Origin of the sequence: Streptomyces sp. BB1-1-1 (genome assembly GCF_031597775.1) — a bacterium.
In the GTDB taxonomy this organism is placed as follows: Bacteria; Actinomycetota; Actinomycetes; order Streptomycetales; family Streptomycetaceae; genus Streptomyces; species Streptomyces thinghirensis.
Map to the genome: position 1 here is coordinate 7,642,705 of NZ_CP134203.1, position 20,082 is coordinate 7,662,786.

The window sequence follows — 20,082 nt, forward strand, 5'->3', positions numbered from 1 at the left end:
TGCACAAAGAGGCGGCCGTCCTCTACAACAGAGGCACGACACCGCGCACGGAGGGCCCGATGAGCCGTTACCCCCACCTGCTGAGCCCGCTCGACCTGGGCTTCACCACGCTGCCCAACCGGGTCCTGATGGGCTCCATGCACGTCGGCCTGGAAGAGGCCGAGCGCGGCTTCGAGCGCATGGCCGCCTTCTACGCCGCCCGCGCCCGCGGCGGAGTGGGCCTCATCGTCACTGGCGGCATCGCCCCCAACGACGAGGGCCGGCCGTACGAGGGCGGCGCCAAGCTCACCACCGAGGCGGAGGCCGAGCAGCACCGGGTCGTCACCGACGCCGTACACCGCGAGGGCGGCCGGATCGCCCTGCAGATCCTGCACTTCGGCCGCTACGCCTACCACGCCGACCTCGTCGCCCCGAGCCCCCTCCAGGCGCCGATCAGCCCGCACGTGCCCCGAGAGCTGACCGACGCCGATGTCGAGCGCACCATCGACGACTACGCCCGCACCGCCCGCCTCGCGCGCGAGGCCGGGTACGACGGCGTCGAGATCATGGGCTCCGAGGGCTACCTGATCAACGAGTTCATCGCCGCGCGCACCAACCACCGCACCGACCGCTGGGGCGGCTCCTACGAAAACCGCATGCGCCTCCCCGTCGAGATCGTCCGCCGGGTGCGCGAGGCCGTCGGCGAGGACTTCATCGTCGTCTACCGGCTCTCCATGCTGGACCTGGTCCCGGGCGGCTCCACCCTCGCCGAGGTCGTGACCCTCGCCAAGGCCGTCGAGGCAGCCGGCGCGACCATCATCAACACCGGCATCGGCTGGCACGAGGCCCGCATCCCCACCATCGCCACCTCCGTGCCGCGCGGCGCCTACACCTGGGTGACCGAGCGCCTGATGGGCGAGGTGTCGGTGCCCCTCGTCACCACCAACCGCATCAACACCCCCGAGGTGGCCGAGCGGCTGCTCGCCGAGGGCACGGCCGACATGGTGTCGATGGCCCGGCCCATGCTCGCCGACCCCGACTTCGTCGCCAAGGCCGCGGCGGGCCGCCCGGAGGCCATCAACACCTGCATCGGCTGCAACCAGGCCTGCCTGGACCACACCTTCAGCGGCAAGATCACCTCCTGCCTGGTCAACCCGCGCGCCTGCCACGAGACCGAGCTGGTCCTCGCCCCGACCCGGCGGCGCAAGCGCGTCGCGGTCGTCGGGGCCGGACCGGCCGGGCTGGCCTGTGCGGTGAGCGCTGCCGAACGCGGCCACGAGGTCACCCTCTTCGACGCCGCGAGCGAGACCGGCGGCCAGCTCAACGTCGCCCGCAAGGTCCCCGGCAAGCAGGAGTTCGACGAGACGCTGCGCTACTTCCGCACCCGGCTGGCGGAACACGGCGTCGACGTACGGCTGAACACCCGGGTCGGAGCCGACGATCTCGCCGGCCACGACGAGGTCGTCGTCGCCACCGGCGTCACCCCGCGCACCCCGGACATCCCCGGCGTCGACCACCCGAGCGTCGTCGGCTACCTCGACGTGCTCCGCGACGGCGCCCCCGTCGGCGACCGCGTCGCGATCCTCGGCGCGGGCGGCATCGGCTTCGACGTCGCCGAGTACCTCACCGACGGCGGCGACAAGGCGCACGAGAACCCCGAGACGTACTTCCGCCTCTGGGGCGTCGACATGGACTACCGCGCGCCGGGCGGCCTCGCCGCGCCCGAGCGGCCCGTACCGCCGCGCACCGTGCACCTGCTCCAGCGCAAGACGTCCAAGGTCGGCGCCGGCCTCGGCAAGACCACCGGCTGGATCCACCGCACCGAGCTGAAGCACCGCGGCGTCACCATGGTCCCGGGCGTGCGCTACGACCGGATCGACGACGCCGGACTGCACATCACGATCGGCGACGAGTCCACCGTCCTGGAGGTCGACACGGTCGTCCTGTGCACGGGCCAGGAGCCGAGCCGCGGCCTGTACGACGACCTGGTCGCCGCCGGGCGCAGCGCGCACCTCATCGGCGGCGCCGACGTGGCCGCCGAACTGGACGCCAAGCGCGCCATCAAGCAGGGCACCGAGCTGGCGGCGGCGCTGTAGGGCCGCGCGGTCCGGAAGGCGCGCGGGCCGTCCCTAGGATGAGCCCATGTCACTCCCGCACGCGATCCTCACCGCCCTGGTCGAAAAGCCGTCGTCGGGGCTGGAGCTGACCCGCCGGTTCGACAGGTCGATCGGCTACTTCTGGTCGGCGACGCACCAGCAGATCTATCGCGAGCTGGGAAAACTGGAGGCGGACGGCCTGATCCGCGCGCTGCCCGGCCAGCAGCCGGCCCGCGGCCAGAAGAAGTCCTACGAGGTCCTGCCCGCGGGCCGCGCCGAACTGGCCCGCTGGGCCGCCGCCGCACAGGACCCCAAGCCCCTGCGCGACACGATGCTGCTGCGGCTGCGTGCCGCCGCCGTGGTCGGCACCACCGGTATCGAGACGGACCTGCGCCGCCATCTGGAGCTGCACGAACGGCAGTTGGCCGAGTACGAGGAGATCGAGAAGCGGGACTTCCCGCCCGAGAGGGACAGTACCGAGGACCGGCTGCGGCACCTGGTGCTGCGCGCCGGCATCGACCTGGAGACCTTCTGGACCCAGTGGCTCAGGCACGCGCTGGCGGAGTTCGCCGGGCTGCCGGGTGACGAGCGGAAGTGAGCGCGGCCACGGCTCAGAACCGGTACGGCTTCTGGCGGCGGCGCAGGAACCACGCCGCGGCGATGGCGCCCGTGCCGACCAGCGCGCCGCCCGCCACGAGGGTGGCCGTGCCGTAGTCCTGGACGGCCCCGCCGAGACCGCCCATGACACCGCGTGGCGACGCGGAGGGTGAGGGCGAGGGGGAGGCGGAGCGGCTGGGCGAAGGAGAGGGCGCCGCGGAGACGATGACGGTCTGGGTGCCGGCGGTGCTGTTGTTGGAGCACATGACGATCACCGTGTACGTGCCCGGGCTGATGCCCGACCAGGAGGCGGACTGTCCGGAACTCGTCCCGGACAGCGCCACCTGGCGCCCCTGGGCGAAGTCCCCTTGACTGCCGGTGAGCAGCGAGGCGGTGCCCCAACTGCCGTTGAGCTGGGCGCAGGCGGTGGTCGTGACCGACACCGTGGTCCCGGTGGTGCTCACGGAGATCCCCGGGCCCGCGGAAGCCGGCCCGGCGGCCAGGGCGACGGGCAGCGCGGCGGCGGCTGCCGCGGTCAGGCCGGAGCGGAGTAGTGGCGATGAGATGCGCATGTGGACTGCCCTCCGGCGGCACGGTCGGCGGTACATCCCTTGCGCCGCCGAGATCGGGAACGCCCGTGCTGCCTCACGGGCAGCCAACAGGGCGGCGGCCGTGCCCGCATGCCGAGCGCGACCGCCCAGGTGACGCGCCGGTCGGCCGCAGGGCTGCCGGGGCGTCACCCGCCGTCGCCCGTGGTCACCTTCCGCTCCGCCGACAGTCCGCCCCAGGTGCCGTCGGACAGCCTGGCCCGGACCCGCACCCGATGCGTGACCCCGGCCTCCGGTCCCGCGTAGAAGCTGTACTCCGCCCGGTCGCGCGGCGCGTCCGCGCCGTAGACGAGTGATGTCGCCGGGCGGCCGTCCAGGTGGATCTGGTACTCGGTGACCAGGCCGTCGGTGCGCGGCGGGGTCCAGGTGAGGTCGATGTAGTAGCCGCCGTCGGCGTGGTGGGAGGCCGCGCGCAGACCGGTGGGCGCGGTGGCGCGGCCGTCGTCGGAGCCCGGGGTGGTGAGCCGGACGGTGGCGCCGGCGGGGGAGACGTTGTCGGCGGCGTCCCGCGCCCGGACCGTGAAGGAGTACCGGGTGCCCGCGCGCAGCCCCGTGACCACGGCCGCCGTCTGGCCGCCGCCGACGCTGTGCACCTTCGTCCCGCCCTGGTAGACGTCGTACGACACGACCCCGCGGTCGTCGGTCGCGGCGGACCAGGTGAGCTGGACCGCCCGGCTGCCCGCCGCCCGGCCGCGGGCGTCCGCCGGGCGCGTCGGGGCGGAGTCGTCGGCGACGGCGGCGGGGGTGGTCGCCCGCACCTCCTGGCTGCGCGGCCCCAGTCGCCCGTCGGCGTCGCGCGCCCGCACGGTGAAGGCGTAGGCCGTCGAGGGGCGCAGCCGGGTGACGTCCACCATGCGGTCGGACGCCTCCACCTTCTTCACCAACGTGCCGCCGCGATAGACCTCGTAGGTCTCGACGCCGTCGACCGCGTTCCACATCACGTGCACGGTCGTGGCGCTGCCCGCCTCTGCGGTGACGCCCGTCGGCGCTCCTGGCGGCCCGCCGCCGTCGTCGCCGTCGTCGCCCATGCCCCAGCCGCAGGACGTGACCAGGACGAGTGTGCCGCAGAGCAGGGCACAGCGGCGCAGTACGGGGACAGGGGCGGGAACGGCGGGAACGGGTGCGTCTCGCACGGCTCTGCCTCCAGGACGGCTGCGGCTCGGCTTCTGCTTCGGCTCTCTCCGGCCCGAGAGCAATGGTCCGGACCAATATGCGCCTGTGACGCGACCACATCAAGAGGGCGTCGGTGACCCCGGCCGCGCGCCGGGCGCGGACGTGCACCGTCTGGCCCACAAAAGGTGGTCGCGCGCACGATTCGGGGACAGATGTGGCCGAGTGACCGTCCATGTCCCCCAGGAGAGGCCACATAGTGCGTGTCCAGTCGCTGACACTGGTCGCGGCCAGCGCCGCCCTGCTCGCCCCCACGACGTTCCCCGGCGCTCCGCTCCCGCCCCGCCCCGGCCCCCAGGTGCAGCTCGACCCCGGTCACCGGCACGAGGCCCCGCCGGTCCGCGTGGGCAGGTCCGGCACCCGGATCGGGCCGGTCCCGCCGTCCCAGGCCGGTCCCGTTCCGCCGCCCTCCGGGATCCGGCCCGGAGCCGAGGCGGGCGCCGGTGACGGGTCGAAGGAGGCCCGGCGGCACGGACCCGTCCACGCCGCCGACCTGCTGGCCAAGGTGCGGGACTGCGACCCCGTCTCGCGCGGACGCTACCGATCCGACGCCGGGGCGCCGGCGGACATCCCGGTCTGCGGAACGCGGGACGCCGTGTACTGGAAGGCCGACCTGGACGTCGACTGCGACGGCCGGCCCGGTGACCACTGCAACAGCGGTACCGACCCGCACTTCACCCCCGCCACCGCCTACACCCGGTCGGACGGCCGTCCCCTGGACGCCGAACGCCTGCCCTACGTCGTCGTGCCCGAGCCGAGCGACATCTGGGACCACCGCGAGACCGACGTCCACGGCGGATCGGTCGCGGCGGTCGTCCACGGGGACCGGGTGCGCTACGCGGTCGTCGGCGACGTCGGCCCGCGCGACCTCATCGGCGAGGCCTCCTACGCCGCCGCCGAGTCGCTCGGCATCCCGGCCGACCCGCACGGGGGCGGCGTCGCGTCCGGCGTGACGTACATCGTCTTCAAGGGCAGCGAGGTCGAGCCCGTCGAGGACAAGGCCGCCGCCGAGAAGGCGGGGGAGCGCCTGGCGCGGGAGTTCGTGGACGGCGAGTGAACCTCCGGCGCCCCGTGGCCGCGGGGTGGCTCAGACCGCGGACCAGCCGTCGTCGACGGGCAGGATCGCGCCGTTGATGTTGCTCGCCGCCTCCGAGGCGAGGAACACGATCGCCGCGGCCTGCTCCTCGGGCTGCGACACCCGGCCGAGGTTGACGAAGTGCGGGCCGAGCGTGGCCGGCCCGTGCGCGCCCTGAGCGGGGTCGACGGTGATGGCGGTCTGTGTGCCGCCCGGGCAGATCGCGTTGGCGCGGATGCCCCGCCCCCGGTACATCACCGCCAGCGACTTGGTCAGCCCCACCACGCCGTGCTTGGAGGCCGTGTAGGCGGCGCCCGCCGCGCTGCCGCGCAGGGCCGCCTCGGAGGCGGTGTTGACCACGGCACCCCGGCCCGCCGCCAGCATGTGCGGCAGCACCGCGCGGGTCAGCAGGAAGGGCGCGGTGAGATTGACCCTCAGCACCCGCTCCCACTCGGCGTCGCTCACGTCCGCGAGCGCCGACATCCGGTCCATGATCCCGGCGTTGTTCACCAGGACGTCGATCCCGCCGAACCGCTCGACCGCGGTCGCCGTCACCCGGTCGACGACGGCCTGCTCGCTCAGATCGCCCGCCACGGCCACGGCGGTGCCGCCGGCCCCCTCGATCTCCTGGACCGCCGCGTCCGCGCCCTCGGCGTTGAGGTCCGCCAGTACGACGCGGTCACCCTGCGCGGCGAAGGCCAGGGCGGCGGCCCGCCCGATACCGGATCCCGCTCCGGTGACGATGACACTGCGCCCGCCCGGTCCGCCGCTCATGTGGTGCTCCTTCTCGTGAGGTCCAGGGGCTGGAGCCTGCTGCCGGGCCAGCCTACGACTTAATGTCGGTGAGCGACAAAAAGTAGTCGTGGAGAATTCCGGGAGACCACCACCGGCGCCGGAGGACCAGATGGCCGCAGTTCGCGGACGTACAGGACGACCGCCCCTGACCGAGGAACGCAAGGCCGAGATCCGGCTGGCGATCGCCCGCGCCGCCGTGGACCTCTTCGTCACCCAGGGGGTGGCCGCGACCACGGGCGAGCAGATCGGCCGCGCGGCCGGCATCTCGGCGCGCACGGTGTGGCGCTACTTCCCGACCAAGGAGAGCTGCGTACGCCCGCTCCTCGCGGCCGGCGTCGAGCTGATCGCCGACTCGCTGCGGCAGTGGCGGCCCGGCCGCCCCCTCGACGAGGTCTTCGACTTCGAGCAGCGGACGGCGGACGACGACCGCCTCCTCGCCGGCCCGGCCCACGCCACCGTCGGGGCACTGGTACGGCTGACCCGCACCGAACCGGGCCTGCGCGCGGTCTGGCTGCAGACCTACGACGAGGCCGAACCGGCGTTCGCCCGCGCCCTCGCCGAACGCGCCGGGCTGCCCGCCGACGACCTGCGGCCGGCGATCTGGGCGGCCATGTTCAACGCGGCGCTGCGTGCGGCGGTCGAACACCACGCCTGGCACACGGCCGACACCCCCGCCGACGCCGCGACGGCGCGGGCGGAACTGGCCGCGACCCTGCGCACCGCTGTCCGGGCGGCGGCGGGCGGCCTCACCTGACGCACCCGCACCACGCCGGTGGCGTGGCGGGGCGGACCCGCCCGCCGCCGCCCAGGGCACCGGACGTTCGCGGCTGGACCTTCCGGTACGGCTGGACCTTCCGTACGGCTAGACCTTCCGGTAGGAGTACGCCTCCGCGGCCGCCGCCTCCACGGTCGCGAGGTCGGCGCCCGTCGCGGCCGTCACGACCGCGGCCACCGCGCCCTCGACGAAGGGGGCGTCCACCAGACGGGTGTTCTCGGGGAGTTCGTCGCCCTCGGCGAGCAGCGCCTTGACGGTGAGCACCGCACTGCCGAGGTCGGTGAGGACGGCGACTCCCGCGCCCCGGTCCACGGACGCGGCGGCGGCGGACACCAGCTCGGAGCTGGTCCCGAACCCGCCGGACGCGGTCCCGCCCGCCGGCGCGATCGGCACCGTCACGCCACCGCCCGACAGCGCCTTCGCCAGTTCGGCCACGGACGCGGCGACCTCGGCGCTGTGCGACACCAGCACGATCCCGACCAGCTTCTCCTCACTCACCGGCCGCCTCCTCCAGCGCCGCGACGAGCAGTGCCGCCGAGGTCGCCCCGGGGTCCTGGTGCCCGATGCTGCGCTCGCCGAGATAGCTCGCCCTGCCCTTGCGCGCCTGCAACGGCACGGTCGCCTCGGCCCCCTCCTCGGCCGCGGCGCGGGCCGCGGCGAACGAGTCGCCGAGGGCGTCCACGGCGGGCACCAGGGCGTCGATCATGGTCTTGTCGCCCGGCGCGGCACCCCCGAGCGTCCGGACGGCGTCCACTCCCGTCCGAAACGCCTCGGCCAGCTGCTCCCGACTCACCTCGGCGGCGTCCCCGAGCGCCTTGCCGGTGCGGCGCAGCAGCGTCCCGTAGAGCGGCCCCGAGGCGCCGCCGACCGTGGAGATGAGCTGCCGTCCGGCGAGCGTCAGTACGGCGCCGGGCGTGTCGGGCGCCTCCTTCTCCAGCGTGGCCGCCACGGCCGTGAACCCGCGCTGGAGGTTGCTGCCGTGGTCGGCGTCGCCGATGGGCGAGTCGAGGGCGGTGAGCCGTTCCGCCTCGCGGTCGACCGACGCGGCGGTCGCCGTCATCCAGCGGCGGAAGAAGTCGGCGTCGAGCACAGGATCTCCTTGCCTGGTAGGTACGTTCCGATCCTTTCCCCGTCCACCGTCACATGCCCCACCTCAGACCGGGCGTCTTCACCGGCGCGTCCCACAGTCCGAGCAGCTCCTCGTCGATCTCGCACAGGGTGACCGACGCCCCCGCCATGTCCAGCGAGGTGACGTAGTTCCCGACGAGGGTGCGGGCGACGGCGACACCGCGCTCGCCGAGTACGCGCTGCACCTCCGCGTTGAAGCCGTACAGCTCCAGCAGCGGCGTCGCGCCCATGCCGTTGACCAGGACCAGGACCGGGTTGCGCGGGGTGAGGTCCGTCAGGACCGCGTCCACGGCGGCCTCGGCGATCTCCCCCGAGGTCATCATCGGGCGCCGCTCCCGGCCGGGCTCCCCGTGGATGCCGATGCCCAGCTCCAGCTCGCCCACCGGCAGGTCGAAGGTCGGGCTGCCCTTGGCCGGCGTGGTGACGGCGCTGAGCGCGACACCGAAACTGCGCGAACTGTCGTTCACCTGACGGGCGATCGCCTCCACCCGCTCCAGCGGCCGGCCCTCGTCCGCCGCGGCCCCGGCGATCTTCTCCACGAACAGCGTCGCGCCCGTACCGCGCCGCCCGGCCGTGTAGAGGCTGTCCGTCACCGCCACGTCGTCGTTGACCAGTACCTTCGCCACCTGGATGCCCTCGTCCTCGGCCAGCTCGGCGGCCATGTCGAAGTTGAGCACGTCACCGGTGTAGTTCTTGACGACGAACAGCACCCCGGCCCCGCTGTCCACGGCCGCCGCCGCCCGCACCATCTGGTCCGGCACCGGCGAGGTGAACACCTCACCCGGACAGGCCGCCGACAGCATCCCGGGCCCCACGAACCCGCCGTGCAGCGGCTCGTGCCCGGAGCCGCCCCCCGACACCAGGGCGACCTTCCCGGCCACGGGAGCGTCCCGCCGCACGATCACCCTGTTCTCGACATCCACGGTCAGCTCGGGATGGGCGGCCGCCATACCGCGCAGCGCGTCCGCGACCACGGTCTCCGGGACGTTGATGAGCATCTTCAAGGGTATCTCCCTGGCAGATTGGCAGATTGGCAGATGGGCGTTTGACCTGTGTTTTTGCTGGTCAGAGTGCTGGCGGTTGGTTCGTGATCTTGGCGGTCGGTGGCGGTCGGTGGCGGTCGTGAGCGGGTTCTGGCGGTACTGATGCTGACTCAATGCTGACTTCGATGACGGAACGTCAGGTCTTCGTGATGAGCGGACTACAGACCGAAAAGAGTCCTGCAGGGGCAGTATCGACCTTGCGACCGCGAAGGTCACGCGAGACGACGTCTGCGGAGACTAGGGAATACCGGTCTGGCAGATACGACCAAAGCGCGGGAGCTGTCACACGCCTCTTCCTGCCTCATGGGGCTGCCGCTCGTCAGGCACTGCCTGGTCACGTACGCGTCCGCATTTCGTAGATGACCTCTGGGCCGTGCGGCTCCGGCGACCACGCGTTGCAGTTGGCTGCGTTGGGAAGACCACGCGGGGATGCGGCCAAATGCCGAGGCGGCGATCAGCTCCTTGCACCGTGCAAGCGATGTGAGCCAGGGCGGGGGCGAGTACGGTGATCGGCCGATCACGGAAGGTGCCGGGCCCTGGCCGCGACCTGATCTTCATGGAGACCAGCGGCAGCATCTTCGGACTTCCCGCAGCTCTGGCCGAGACACTAGAGGAACAGGCGCAAAACGCCGAGTTGGACGGTGTGCGGTCGTCCCTTACTGGCTCTGACAAAAGCTTCTGATCATGAGTCTGTCGGCCGCTCTGCTCGTAGGTCTGGGTATGGGAATCCGTCAGTCGCGGCCGTGGATCGTGTCAGACGAACTGTGGTCGCTGATCGAGCCGTTGCTGCCGAAACCAGGTCCGAAGAAGGCCGAGGGCAGACCGCGGGTACCGGACCGGCAGGCGCTGTGCGGGATCCTCTTCGTCCTGCACACCGGCATCCAGTGGGAGTACCTGCCCCAGGAACTCGGCTTCGGCTCGGGCATGACCTGCTGGCGGCGCCTTGCGGCCTGGAATGAGGCCGGCGTCTGGGACCAGCTCCACCAGCTGCTGCTGAACGAGCTGCGGTCGAAGAACCGTCTGGACTGGGAACGGGCGGTGATCGACTCAAGCACCACATTATCGTCGACGGACAGGGCATCCCGCTCGCGGTGTCGCTGACCGGCGGAAACCGCGGGCGACGTCACCCAACTCGAGCCACTGCTCGACAAGATCCCGGACGTCGCAGGCCGGATCGGCAGACCCCGCCGACGCCCCGACGCGCTGCTGGCCGACCGCGGCTACGACCACGACAAGTACCGCCGCCTGCTCTGGCAACGAGGTATCCGCCCCGTGATCGCGAAGAGAGGCGAGCCACACGGCACTGGGCCGGGCATCTTCCGCTACGTCGTCGAGCGCACGATCGCCTGGCTCCACGGCTTCCGCCGCCTACGCATCCGCTGGGAACGACGCGACGACATCCATGAAGCATTCCTCGGACTCGCCGCCTGCCTGATCACCCACCGCCACGTCCAACGCCTTTGTTAGGGCCTCTTACGCGGTGCCGGTGCCGCACCGAATCATCGTTCGCGCCTCTGTGTCGCAGTGCAGTCTGGCTGCCACGTCCAGGGCTTGTGTGAGCATCACGTTCCGGGTGATCGAGCCACGATGACGCCACCTGGCACAACGGCAGGGTTCCCAGCACTCTCACCTGGCGCAGACGAGGTCCGCAGCCCAGCGTCCGGTCCCATCGACTAGTCGAGAGCACTGATGCCTCAAGCGATACGCCGCCCGCGAGGTCTTCAACCTGGTCAGACCGGTGCCCGCACCCCCGCGTTGTAGGGGCGTCTGTGCCCGACCGGGTTGCACTGGCCTCGCACTCTTGGGTTCGCGGCGTCGCGCGCCGTTTGGACGGTGCGGTAGGTCATGGCGAGCGGGCGCTGGATGGAACGTCGGCTGTGGTCGGCGGCCAACAGCGCGTGGACGGTGGTGTCCTTGGCGCGAGTGCGGTCGCTGAAGCGGTGTCCGGCGGGCCACGGCGAGCCGCGGGTCCGTCGGGTATTGCGGGATACGGACACGGCTGGAGAGAGCCGTGTTCCGCCGCTGTCCGACCCCGCCCTGCGGGAACGGCTGTCCAGCCTCGGCAACGCCGAGTCGTTCCGCACCTGCGCGACCCTCGGCCCACCCGATGGTCGGGGAGACGAGGACGCGGTGGCCCAGGCCACCCGCATGACGCTGCGCATGCTCGCCGAGCGCATCGAATAGCTCACCGGTCAGATCAATGAGGGTCGCCGCCACCACGGCGGCGACCCGGGACCATCAATGATGTCTTCCTGGAGGTGCGGGAGAAGCCGCACCGCAGGCCGTCATCGAACCGCTCCTTCGTTTGTGGCAGGTCCCATCAGGTGCGGGTCCAGCGTTGGTTGCTTCCGTTCGAGCAGGAGTAGAGCTGGATCAGGGTGCCGTTGGCGGTGCCGCCTCCGACGGCGTCGAGGCAGAGGCCGGACTGGACGCCGACGATGGATCCGTCGGAGTTGAGGCGCCATTTCTGGTTGTCGCCGCCCCAGCAGCTGTAGATCTGTACTTTCGAGCCGTTGCCGGTGCCGGCGGCGTCCAGGCACTTGTTGCCGTAGACCCTGAGCTCGCCGGCGGCGGTGTACATCCACTGCTGATTGGTGCCGCCGTGGCAGTCCCACAGGTGGAGCTGCGTGCCGTCGGTGGTGCTGGTGCTGGGCACGTCCAGGCAGCGGCCCGAGCCGACGCCCTTGATCTGTCCGGAGTCGGCAGGGGGCGTGGTGGTGCCGCCGTTGAGTGCGTTGAGGACGGCGGTGTAGGCGGGCTTCTTGCTGCCGTCACCGTTGAACAGCAGCGGCGTCTGCTCCGATCGCCAGGAGTCGGTGTCGCGCACACCCCAGACGGTGACACCGAGGCAGCGCTCGACGGCCAGGCAGTCGTTGATCACGTTGGCGTAGGTCGAGGCAGGGGCGCCCTGGATGTCGAGTTCGGTGATGGCCACGTCGACGCCGAGCGCGGCGAAGTTCTGCAGGGTGGTGCGGAAGTTGCTGTTGTAGGGGCTGCCGCTGTTGAAGTGCGACTGGAAGCCGACGCAGTCGATCGGCACGCCGCGCTGCTTGAAGTCCCGGACCATCGCGTACATGGCCTGGGTCTTGGCCCAGGTCCAGTCTTCGACGTTGTAGTCGTTGTAGCAGAGCTTGGCCGCGGGGTCGGCGGCGCGCGCGGTGCGGAAGGCGACCTCGATCCAGTCGTTGCCGGTGCGTTGCAGGTTGGAGTCGCGCCGGGCTCCCGAACTGCCGTCGGCGAACGCCTCGTTCACGACGTCCCACTGGGCGATCTTGCCCTTGTAGTGGGTCATCACGCCGTTGATGTGGTCGATCATCGCCTGGCGCAGTGCGCTACCGCTGAGGCTCTGCATCCAGCCGGGCTGCTGGGAGTGCCAGGCCAGGGTGTGGCCGCGCACCTGCTTCCCGTTCTGTACCGCCCAGTTGTAGACGCGGTCGGCGCCGGTGAAGTCGAACTGCCCTCGCTGCGGTTCGGTGGCGTCGATCTTCATTTCGTTCTCGGCCGTCACCGAGTTGAACTCACGGTTCGCGATCGTCGTGTACGTCGAGTCGCTCAGCTTGCCCGAGGCGATGGCGGTGCCGAAGTAGCGGCCGCTCTGCGCCGCCGCTGCGCCGAGGGTGCTCTCGGCGGCGTGTGCGGTCGGCGGCGCGACCAGTGCGGTGCCCGCACCGAGGATGCCGACGACCATCGCCAGCAACAGGCCGCGGAGCTTCCGGCGGATGACGGGTCTGGGAAGGGCGTACGAGCCCATCACTGTGCCTCCAAGGTAGAAATCACGGAAGGACTGAAGAGCGGGGGGTCGCGTCGTCCGCTCCCGTGCGGCAGACGGACGCAGCCGGGCGGCGACAGGAATGATTGAGGTGTTGACGATGCATCGTCAATACTCAGTCACGGAAAAGTTTCTGCTTTGAGGTCGAAACATTCGAACCTCAGTGGGTTGGATGGGTGGCTTCGGTTGTGTCGTCCCTGGCTGGCGAGGATTCGGGGTCACGGTGGGGTCGGCGGTGTCGTCACGCCGGTATTCGTCAGCCGTTCCGTGAATCAGCGTCAGTCGTTCTGGGTTGTGGCTGCAGCGGGGTGGCTGTGCGGTGCAGCGGTGAGGCGTGAATGTTTCGGTTTCGAGAGCGATAGGTGCGAGAGGGGTTGACGTCGATCGTCCGCTACCTAGCATTCAGGCTGCTCGACACTTCGGCCTTTGTTCCATATGTCGAACAAGCCGACCGTTCACTCACGGTAGAGGAAGTCCCCATGCGCAGAGGAAATCTCACCCGCGGGCACCCGTCCGTGGTGCTCGCCGCCTTGGTCGCGGCCGTCGCCGTGTTGGCGGCGCTGCTCACCGTCGCCCCGGCTCAGGCGGCCGCCAGTGGCGCCTTGCGCGGTGCCGGTTCGGGGCGGTGTCTCGATGTGCCGGGCGCCGTCCAGGCCAACGGTACGTACCTGCAGATATACGACTGCTGGGGTGGCACCAATCAGCAGTGGACGATGACTGACAGCCAGCAGTTGACCGTATACGGCAACAAGTGCCTGGATGTTCCCGGTCACGCCACCGCGCCCGGGACGCGGGTGCAGATCTGGAGCTGTTCCGGCGGTGCGAACCAGCAGTGGCGGGTGAACTCCGACGGCACGGTCGTCGGCGTGGAGTCCGGGCTGTGCCTGGAGGTCGCGGGCGCCGGTACGGCCAACAGCACGGCGGTGCAGATCGGGACGTGTGTCGGTGGCAGCGGCCAGAAGTGGTCCGGCCTGACCGGGACGCCGCCCACGGATGGCCCGTGTTCTCTTCCGTCGACCTACCGGTGGACGTCGACGGGTGTGCTGGCGCAGCCGGCGAACGGGTGGGCGGCGGTCAAGGACTTCACCACCGTGACCCACAACGGCAAGCACCTGGTCTACGCGTCGAACGTGTCCGGATCGTCCTACGGCTCGATGATGTTCGCCCCCTTCACGAACTGGTCGGACATGGCGTCGACCGGCCAGGCCGGGATGAGCCAGGCCGCGGTGGCGCCCACGCTGTTCTACTTCGCGCCCAAGAACGTCTGGGTGCTGGCGTACCAGTGGGGCGCGTCGCCCTTCGTCTACCGCACGTCGAGCGACCCCACCAACCCCAACGGCTGGTCCGCTCCGCAGTCGCTGTTCACCGGGAGCATCTCCGGCTCCGACACCGGCCCGATCGACCAGACCCTGATCGCCGACGGACAGAACATGTACCTGTTCTTCGCCGGTGACAACGGCAAGATCTACCGGGCGAGCATGCCGATCGGGAACTTCCCGGGCAACTTCGGCTCGTCGTACTCGACGATCATGAGTGACACCAAGGCCAACCTCTTCGAGGGCGTACAGGTCTACAAGGTCCAGGGCCAGAACCAGTACCTCATGATCGTCGAGGCGATGGGCGCCAACGGACGCTACTTCCGCTCCTTCACGGCCGCCAGCCTGAGTGGCTCGTGGACCCCGCAGGCCGCCAGTGAGAGCAACCCCTTCGCGGGCAAGGCCAACAGCGGTGCCACCTGGACCAACGACATCAGCCACGGTGACCTGGTCCGCGACAACCCCGACCAGACGATGACCATCGACCCCTGCGACCTGCAGTTCCTCTACCAGGGCAAGTCCCCCACCGCGGGAGGCCCCTACGACCAACTGCCCTGGCGACCGGGCGTCCTCACCCTGCAACGCTGACCGTCCCGATTCACGTTGAGCGTGTGCTACCCGTGCGCCATCAACGACCAGCTACCCTCCCGGGTCACCGCCTGCCTGAACCTCGCCCACGACCTCCCCCCGGCCGTCCTGGCTCGATCACCGGCATACACCTGATCACAGCAGAACGATGGCACCAACGCGCGGCACCCGATTGGAGCGCCCTACCTCGCCGCCCGACGCCAGGCGACAAGTGACGCAGGCTCCGGATAACACCCAAGGGACTATCCGTCTGGTCGTCTGGGCGGCAGGCACGTTGACGAACCCGGGACCATACGCCCTGTCAGTTGCCGGTGGTACTGGTCAGCGCCTCGGTCAGCTGCCGGGCGCGGGTGTCATCTCTCAGGAGGGCCTCGACCAGAGGGCCGGTGCCCGGATCGGCCGTACTCTCCAGGTTCGGGGCCACGGATTCGCCGACGTACTGCTCGACGGGCCGGGCGTCGGCCGTCAGGCGAACGCGGTCCCCGGCGGTCAGGACACGGTGCACCGAGGCGTAGTCGATGCCCAGGCGGGTCAGTCGCTCGCCGCCCGCGTACCGGGTGTCCTGGTCGGGCGCGCTGTCCCCCACCAGATGCGGGTACTGGAGCGCGACCTCGTGGGTGGCCAGGATCGCGAGCAGTACGTGCTCGGTGCCCACCACGCCGTCACCGAGACGACGGGCCTGCTCGTAGGTTTCCATTTTGACCCAACCTGCAGGCAGTGACGCCCAGTTGACCCCGCCGGAGTTGATCAGCCATCGCATCCAAAAGGGCCTCAGACGATAGTGCCTACGGCCGAGGAGAACGTCGCGGGTGGCGTGCAGCAGAGGGTCGAGGCCATCCTGCGCACACCCGGAGCCGCCGTCGAGCCGGTCGCGTACTGCCTGCGGTGGGATGCCGCACACGCCCAGCAGCTCCACGGCGCGGTTGTCCTCCTCCAGCAGTCCCCTCAGCAGGTGCTCGGCGCCGAACTTCGCCGCGCCCTCCTGCTCCGCCTGCCCCATCGCCGCGCGCAGCGCTCTGGCCGCGGCGCCCGTGAAGTGGGTGCGCCCATCGCCGTCGTCCCCCAGAACTTCCTTGGAGACGACGCTGCCCACCACGTCGTCGCCGGCTGTCCAGGCGCCGTCCCTGTGCATCCTGTCCCGCAACACCGCCAGCAGGGCGGTCTTGGTCGCCCCTTCGTTCACGAGCACGTCGCGCGCCGGCCCCTTGGCCGTGGTGATGCCGGCCAGTAGATGCTCAGTGCCGATGGCTTCCCCGGCGCCCCCCTGCGCGCCCCGAGCGGCCCCCAGGATGCCCACGATGTTCCAGTCGGGCGGCTTGACTTCCATACGGCCCTTCCCCTTTCTGCTGGTCCTGCGGAGCAGCCTCCCTGACCGGGGCGGGGGACCGCGTCACTCCGGAGAAGGATCTGCTCCTGCACCCCGGGGTATATCCGGCGCGTTACTGGGGCGCCTTGTCTTCCGGAGCCCCGGAGGGGAAACCTCCCGGCCTGCCGGCGGTCGGGCGGCCGAGGCTCAGGATGTGTGGTCCGGGCGGCCGAGGCGGCGCAGTGCGCGGGTGCACCAGCCGATGATCGCGGCGTTGACCGCTGCCCCGAGAGCGACGGCAGTGATGAACCACATGACGTGGTCCGGCAACACGAGGAACACCAGGCTGACCGGAGCGGTGGCGAGGACCGGGATGACGCCTGCCATGGACTCGCCCGAGCTGTCACCGATGGTGACTATGAGTGACCACGCTAGCAGGGCGGCACAGAGAGCGAGGTAGACGAGGCCGACGACGCCGACATGGTCGCGCAGACGGCGGGGGACGGATCGGCCGGAAGCGCTATCGGTACCGGTATCGGTCACGGTGAATGAACTCCTTGGTCGCGTTGTGGTGGTCAGAGGTGGGTGCCGGGTGGGTTCGGGCGGGCGAGGCCGAGGTTGTACGCGAGGATCGTCGCCTGTACGCGGTCGCGCAGGCCGAGCTTGCGGAGCATCGCGTTCACGTGGGACTTCACGGTGCCCACAGCGATGCCGAGTTGCTCGGCGATCTCCGCGTTGGTGAGGCCGGACGCGACCAGGGTGAGGACATTGCGCTGGCTGCCGGTCAGGCCGGCCAGTTCGGAGGAGCTCCCGGCCGGGACCGCGGCGGGCGGTCCGGACGCGTAGTGGCCGATGAGACGGCGGGTCGCGGACGGGGCGAGCACGCTCTCGCCGTCGGCCACCACCCGGATGCCGTGCAACAGTTCGGAGGGGTGCACGTCCTTGAGGAGGAAGCCCGAGGCGCCGGCGCGTAGCGCGTCGAAGACGTACGTGTCGAGATCAAAGGTGGTCAGGACAAGAACACGGGGCGCGTCCTGACGGCTGGTGATAATGCGGGTGGCGGCGATGCCGTCCAGTCCGGGCATGCGCACGTCCATGACGACCACGTCGGGTGTCAGTTCTTCAGCGAGCCGCACCGCGGCAGCGCCGTCGGCGGCCTCGCCGACGACCGTCATGTCCTCCTCGGCGTCGATCACGGCGGCGAACCCGGCCCGTACGATGCCCTGGTCGTCGACGATCAGCACATTGAGGCTCATTGCTCATTCTCCTCGTTGTCCGGCGCGTCCGCGAGTGGCAGCCGGAGGCGGACCGCGCCCCGGGGGCCGGTGGTCAGGGTGCCGCCGAGTGCCGAGACCCGGGTGGTCAGCCTCTCCCGTACGGCGGGGTCGGCGGCGCGGGGCACTCCGGTGGCCGTAAGCGTCAAGGTATCGTTTCGCGCGTCGAGTTCGAGTACCGAGGGTTCCTCGCCGCCGGCCGCGAGCACCGTCTCGGCAGCGTGGTAGGCGGCCAGGTCGACGGCGGTGGGCAGTCGTTCCGGTACGCGGTCGGTCACCCGTATCTCGACGTCGCGGCCGGTGGCCCGAAGCTGGTGGGCGAGCAGGTCGAGCGCTTGGAGGGTGGGCTGCGGCCGCAGTTCGGATCCGGTCTCGCCTTCCCGGACCGTGCCGAGCAGGGCGCGCATCGCGGCCAGGGCCTCGCGGGCGCGTTCGGCGGTCACGTCCAGCCGGCCCGCCTCCGCCTCCGCGACCATGTCGGCGGTGCGTGACAGAACGGTGGTCTCCAGTCCGGCGGCGATCCTGCGGCGCTCGGCCCACGCGTCCCGGACGGCCTCCTCGGTCCAGGCGGCGAGGCGTTCGTGCTGCGTGCCCAGGGCAGCCCGGTCGCGTCGCCCGCGCAGGGCTCCGGACCAGCGGGCCGCGCCGACCGCGAGAGACGCCGCGGTCGTCGCCGTCGCTACGACCGCCCAGACGGGGGCCGTCGTGCCCCGGTCCAGGACGGCTGCTGTCGCGGCCGCCGCGTGCGCCGCCGCGGCGGCGACCGGGAGGGCCGGCAGGGAGAGGCGCGGGCGGGCGCCGGTAGCGGACGGACCAGCGACGGTACGGGCCGGCACGGTCAGGCGCGGGCCGTCTTCGGCGAAGGACGGACCGGCTGCCGCACGGGCCGCGTCCGCCGCGAGCGCCGCGCAGGTGGCGATCAGGCTCAGTGCCGGCGGCAGGACCACCGGACCGGTGTAGTCGCCTGCGGCCATCGCCACCGGCCACCACAGGGCCAGACCGAACAGGGCTCCCTGGGCAGTGCGGGGCGCACGGCGCAGCCACAACAGGGCGACTGCCTGTGCCGCGGCCAGCAGCGCGAAGAGCACACCTGCGGACACCCGCGTACCGCTCGCCGCGTCCTCCGCCCGGATGACCAGCACCGGGAGCAGTGGCTGTAGGACCAGGCCGACGGCGGCCGTCAGCTGCGCCAGGCGATAGCTCCGCGGAACGGACCGCTCCACCGAGGCGGCGGTCCGACCGGGCAGGACCGCGCGCACCTCCCAGCCGCCTTCCGGCGTCGGGCCGGTGGTGAGGGTGCCGCCCGCCTCCCGGGCCCGCGACCGCAGGAAGCCCTGGCCGCGTCCCCCGCCGAGTCCCGCACCGTACGCCGCCGCACCGGCCGGCGGTGCCGCGCTCGTGACCACGACGTCGGTGCGGGTGTCGCCGTACCGGACCCGCACCCTCGTATGCGCACCGGTGGCGTGCCGGGCCACGTTGGTCAGCGCCTCGCGCACGATGCCGTAGGCCGCGTCCGCGACGGCACCGTCCGGCAGGGGGCCGATCTCACAGTCCACCTGCTGGTCCAGGCGCCGGAACCCGGCGACCAGGTCAAGCAGCCGTTCCTCCGGTGACGGCAGTTCCTCGCGGGAGGGAGCCGGCGCCCGTACCGCGCCGAGCGCTCGGGTGACCTCGCGCCCGGTGTCGACCGCGAACTCCAAAGCCTCCTCGACCAGTTCGGGACGACGTTCGCGCAGCCCGAGGGCTGCCCCCGCAGTGACCACCACGGCCGTCAGATGGTGGGCGCTGACATCGTGCAACTCCCGCTCCATACGGCGCCGTTCGGCCGCAGGGAGCCGGTGGCGCTCGGACTCCGCCCGCTTCAGTAGCTGCTCGGCCGCTTGCCGTGCGCGACTTTCGCGCCGTACGAGGAGGCCGACGCCGCACGCGGCGGCGTACAGCACCGCGGTCAGCACGAGGTCGAGTCCGTTGCGGTCGCTGAGCCCGTGCAGGCTGATGCCGTGGAGCAGCTGCCAGGCGGCGAGCGCCGCCACGCACAACACGGCGGTGAAGGCGTCGCGTTCGGTCGCCACGGTAAACAGGGCCAGTGCGACACCCGCGGTGCCCAGTACCGCCAGCGCGCCGGCGGGCAGCGGTCCGGCGCCCAGCGCACAGGCGGCGGCAACCACGACGACGGTGGCCACCGGGCGGGTACGGCGGAGGGCCAGTGCGGCCGTCACCACTCCGGCGACCAGAGCCGCCACGAGAATGGCGGACGCGGGCGGGGCGGCCCCGCGCAGCAACGCCGCCCCGAGCCACACCACGGCCTGGGCACCAATCAGCAGGACCGGAAACAGCCGGTCGTCGGTACGGCTCATGAGAGATTCCATAGCGGATCAAGGCTATGGCCGCAGAGGAGCGGCCCGACTCCGGCTGGAGGCGGACGCCGGTCTCTTACCTGGGTTGCAGATGCTCTACCTGCGGTTCGACGCGCCGATCGTCCCACAGCACGAGGACGGCGCCATGCCCCCGACCATAGGGTCGTCGCATCGACAACCGCGGTGGGCCACCGCTTCTACTACCG

Annotated in this window: 17 protein-coding genes and 1 pseudogene; 7 read left to right on the forward strand and 11 right to left on the reverse strand. The window is 71.3% G+C overall.

Going from position 1 to position 20,082, the window contains the following annotated elements:
* Window positions 1–59: 59 nt before the first annotated feature.
* Both RI578_RS35030 and RI578_RS35035 read left to right on the forward strand, forming a co-directional pair.
* Window positions 60–2,075, forward strand: coding sequence for an NADPH-dependent 2,4-dienoyl-CoA reductase (locus RI578_RS35030; RefSeq protein ID WP_310874815.1), 2,016 nt, complete (start codon window positions 60–62; stop codon window positions 2,073–2,075).
* A gap of 46 nt (window positions 2,076–2,121) precedes the next feature.
* Window positions 2,122–2,673, forward strand: coding sequence for a PadR family transcriptional regulator (locus tag RI578_RS35035; protein WP_310874816.1), 552 nt, complete (start codon window positions 2,122–2,124; stop codon window positions 2,671–2,673).
* Window positions 2,674–2,686: 13 nt separating this feature from the next.
* Here the strand turns inward: RI578_RS35035 and RI578_RS35040 are convergent, their stop codons facing one another.
* Window positions 2,687–3,244 carry a hypothetical protein gene (locus RI578_RS35040; RefSeq protein ID WP_310874817.1) on the reverse strand — a complete coding sequence of 186 codons (558 nt, stop codon included), beginning with the start codon at window positions 3,242–3,244 and terminating at the stop codon, window positions 2,687–2,689.
* Window positions 3,245–3,408: 164 nt separating this feature from the next.
* Window positions 3,409–4,413 carry a fibronectin type III domain-containing protein gene (locus tag RI578_RS35045; RefSeq protein WP_310874818.1) on the reverse strand — a complete coding sequence of 335 codons (1,005 nt, stop codon included), beginning with the start codon at window positions 4,411–4,413 and terminating at the stop codon, window positions 3,409–3,411.
* A 236-nt stretch (window positions 4,414–4,649) separates the two neighbouring features.
* On the opposite strand from RI578_RS35045, the gene RI578_RS35050 reads away from it, so the two are divergent.
* Window positions 4,650–5,507 (forward strand): glycoside hydrolase family 75 protein, encoded by an 858-nt coding sequence (locus RI578_RS35050; protein WP_310874819.1) that lies wholly within the window; start codon window positions 4,650–4,652, stop codon window positions 5,505–5,507.
* Window positions 5,508–5,537: 30 nt separating this feature from the next.
* Here RI578_RS35050 and RI578_RS35055 read toward each other — a convergent pair whose 3' ends face one another.
* A complete protein-coding gene (locus RI578_RS35055) occupies window positions 5,538–6,299 on the reverse strand; it encodes a glucose 1-dehydrogenase (protein WP_310874820.1) in 762 nt (253 codons plus the stop codon).
* Window positions 6,300–6,429: 130 nt separating this feature from the next.
* Between RI578_RS35055 and RI578_RS35060 the strand changes: the two genes are divergently transcribed.
* Window positions 6,430–7,074: a TetR family transcriptional regulator gene (locus RI578_RS35060; RefSeq protein WP_310874821.1), complete on the forward strand. Its 645-nt coding sequence runs from the start codon at window positions 6,430–6,432 to the stop codon at window positions 7,072–7,074.
* A 108-nt stretch (window positions 7,075–7,182) separates the two neighbouring features.
* Here the strand turns inward: RI578_RS35060 and RI578_RS35065 are convergent, their stop codons facing one another.
* From RI578_RS35065 to dhaK, 3 genes are read right to left on the reverse strand one after another with little or no spacing between them, the layout of a single operon-like run.
* Window positions 7,183–7,593: a PTS fructose transporter subunit IIA gene (locus tag RI578_RS35065; RefSeq protein ID WP_310874822.1), complete on the reverse strand. Its 411-nt coding sequence runs from the start codon at window positions 7,591–7,593 to the stop codon at window positions 7,183–7,185.
* Window positions 7,586–8,185 (reverse strand): dihydroxyacetone kinase subunit DhaL, encoded by a 600-nt coding sequence (gene dhaL / locus RI578_RS35070; RefSeq protein ID WP_310874823.1) that lies wholly within the window; start codon window positions 8,183–8,185, stop codon window positions 7,586–7,588. Before dhaL ends, RI578_RS35065 begins: the two co-directional genes overlap by 8 nt.
* A 49-nt stretch (window positions 8,186–8,234) precedes the next feature.
* Window positions 8,235–9,227, reverse strand: coding sequence for a dihydroxyacetone kinase subunit DhaK (gene dhaK, locus RI578_RS35075; protein ID WP_310874824.1), 993 nt, complete (start codon window positions 9,225–9,227; stop codon window positions 8,235–8,237).
* Between the two features lie 759 nt (window positions 9,228–9,986).
* Here dhaK and RI578_RS35080 point away from each other — a divergent pair.
* A pseudogene (locus tag RI578_RS35080) lies at window positions 9,987–10,733 on the forward strand (IS5 family transposase).
* Window positions 10,734–11,246: 513 nt separating this feature from the next.
* Window positions 11,247–11,450: a hypothetical protein gene (locus RI578_RS35085; RefSeq protein ID WP_310874825.1), complete on the forward strand. Its 204-nt coding sequence runs from the start codon at window positions 11,247–11,249 to the stop codon at window positions 11,448–11,450.
* Window positions 11,451–11,586: 136 nt separating this feature from the next.
* Here the strand turns inward: RI578_RS35085 and RI578_RS35090 are convergent, their stop codons facing one another.
* Window positions 11,587–13,017, reverse strand: coding sequence for an endo-1,4-beta-xylanase (locus RI578_RS35090; RefSeq protein ID WP_310874826.1), 1,431 nt, complete (start codon window positions 13,015–13,017; stop codon window positions 11,587–11,589).
* Between the two features lie 497 nt (window positions 13,018–13,514).
* Here RI578_RS35090 and RI578_RS35095 point away from each other — a divergent pair, with 497 nt between their 5' ends.
* Window positions 13,515–14,939 carry a non-reducing end alpha-L-arabinofuranosidase family hydrolase gene (locus RI578_RS35095; RefSeq protein WP_310874827.1) on the forward strand — a complete coding sequence of 475 codons (1,425 nt, stop codon included), beginning with the start codon at window positions 13,515–13,517 and terminating at the stop codon, window positions 14,937–14,939.
* A gap of 301 nt (window positions 14,940–15,240) precedes the next feature.
* Here the strand turns inward: RI578_RS35095 and RI578_RS35100 are convergent, their stop codons facing one another.
* From RI578_RS35100 to RI578_RS35115, 4 genes are all read right to left on the reverse strand, one after another.
* A complete protein-coding gene (locus tag RI578_RS35100; protein ID WP_310874828.1) occupies window positions 15,241–16,266 on the reverse strand; it encodes a Clp protease N-terminal domain-containing protein in 1,026 nt (341 codons plus the stop codon).
* A 186-nt stretch (window positions 16,267–16,452) separates the two neighbouring features.
* The gene (locus RI578_RS35105; RefSeq protein ID WP_310874829.1) at window positions 16,453–16,788 is read right to left on the reverse strand and encodes an SCO4225 family membrane protein; all 336 of its coding nucleotides are present in this window, start codon (window positions 16,786–16,788) and stop codon (window positions 16,453–16,455) included.
* Window positions 16,789–16,820: 32 nt separating this feature from the next.
* A complete protein-coding gene (locus RI578_RS35110) occupies window positions 16,821–17,501 on the reverse strand; it encodes a response regulator transcription factor (protein ID WP_310874830.1) in 681 nt (226 codons plus the stop codon).
* Window positions 17,498–19,876 carry a histidine kinase gene (locus tag RI578_RS35115; protein WP_310874831.1) on the reverse strand — a complete coding sequence of 793 codons (2,379 nt, stop codon included), beginning with the start codon at window positions 19,874–19,876 and terminating at the stop codon, window positions 17,498–17,500. Before RI578_RS35115 ends, RI578_RS35110 begins: the two co-directional genes overlap by 4 nt.
* Between the last annotated feature and the right edge of the window lie 206 nt (window positions 19,877–20,082).

Bases quoted from the DNA above. Each gene is read 5' to 3' on its own strand.
- RI578_RS35030 (WP_310874815.1), top strand. From the start codon at position 60: ATGAGCCGTTACCCCCACCTGCTGAGCCCGCTCGACCTGGGCTTCACC.
- RI578_RS35035 (WP_310874816.1), top strand. From the start codon at position 2,122: ATGTCACTCCCGCACGCGATCCTCACCGCCCTGGTCGAAAAGCCGTCG.
- RI578_RS35040 (WP_310874817.1), bottom strand. From the start codon at position 3,244: ATGCGCATCTCATCGCCACTACTCCGCTCCGGCCTGACCGCGGCAGCC.
- RI578_RS35055 (WP_310874820.1), bottom strand. From the start codon at position 6,299: ATGAGCGGCGGACCGGGCGGGCGCAGTGTCATCGTCACCGGAGCGGGA.
- RI578_RS35060 (WP_310874821.1), top strand. From the start codon at position 6,430: ATGGCCGCAGTTCGCGGACGTACAGGACGACCGCCCCTGACCGAGGAA.
- RI578_RS35090 (WP_310874826.1), bottom strand. From the start codon at position 13,017: ATGGGCTCGTACGCCCTTCCCAGACCCGTCATCCGCCGGAAGCTCCGC.
- RI578_RS35095 (WP_310874827.1), top strand. From the start codon at position 13,515: ATGCGCAGAGGAAATCTCACCCGCGGGCACCCGTCCGTGGTGCTCGCC.
- RI578_RS35100 (WP_310874828.1), bottom strand. From the start codon at position 16,266: ATGGAAGTCAAGCCGCCCGACTGGAACATCGTGGGCATCCTGGGGGCC.
- RI578_RS35110 (WP_310874830.1), bottom strand. From the start codon at position 17,501: ATGAGCCTCAATGTGCTGATCGTCGACGACCAGGGCATCGTACGGGCC.
- RI578_RS35115 (WP_310874831.1), bottom strand. From the start codon at position 19,876: ATGAGCCGTACCGACGACCGGCTGTTTCCGGTCCTGCTGATTGGTGCC.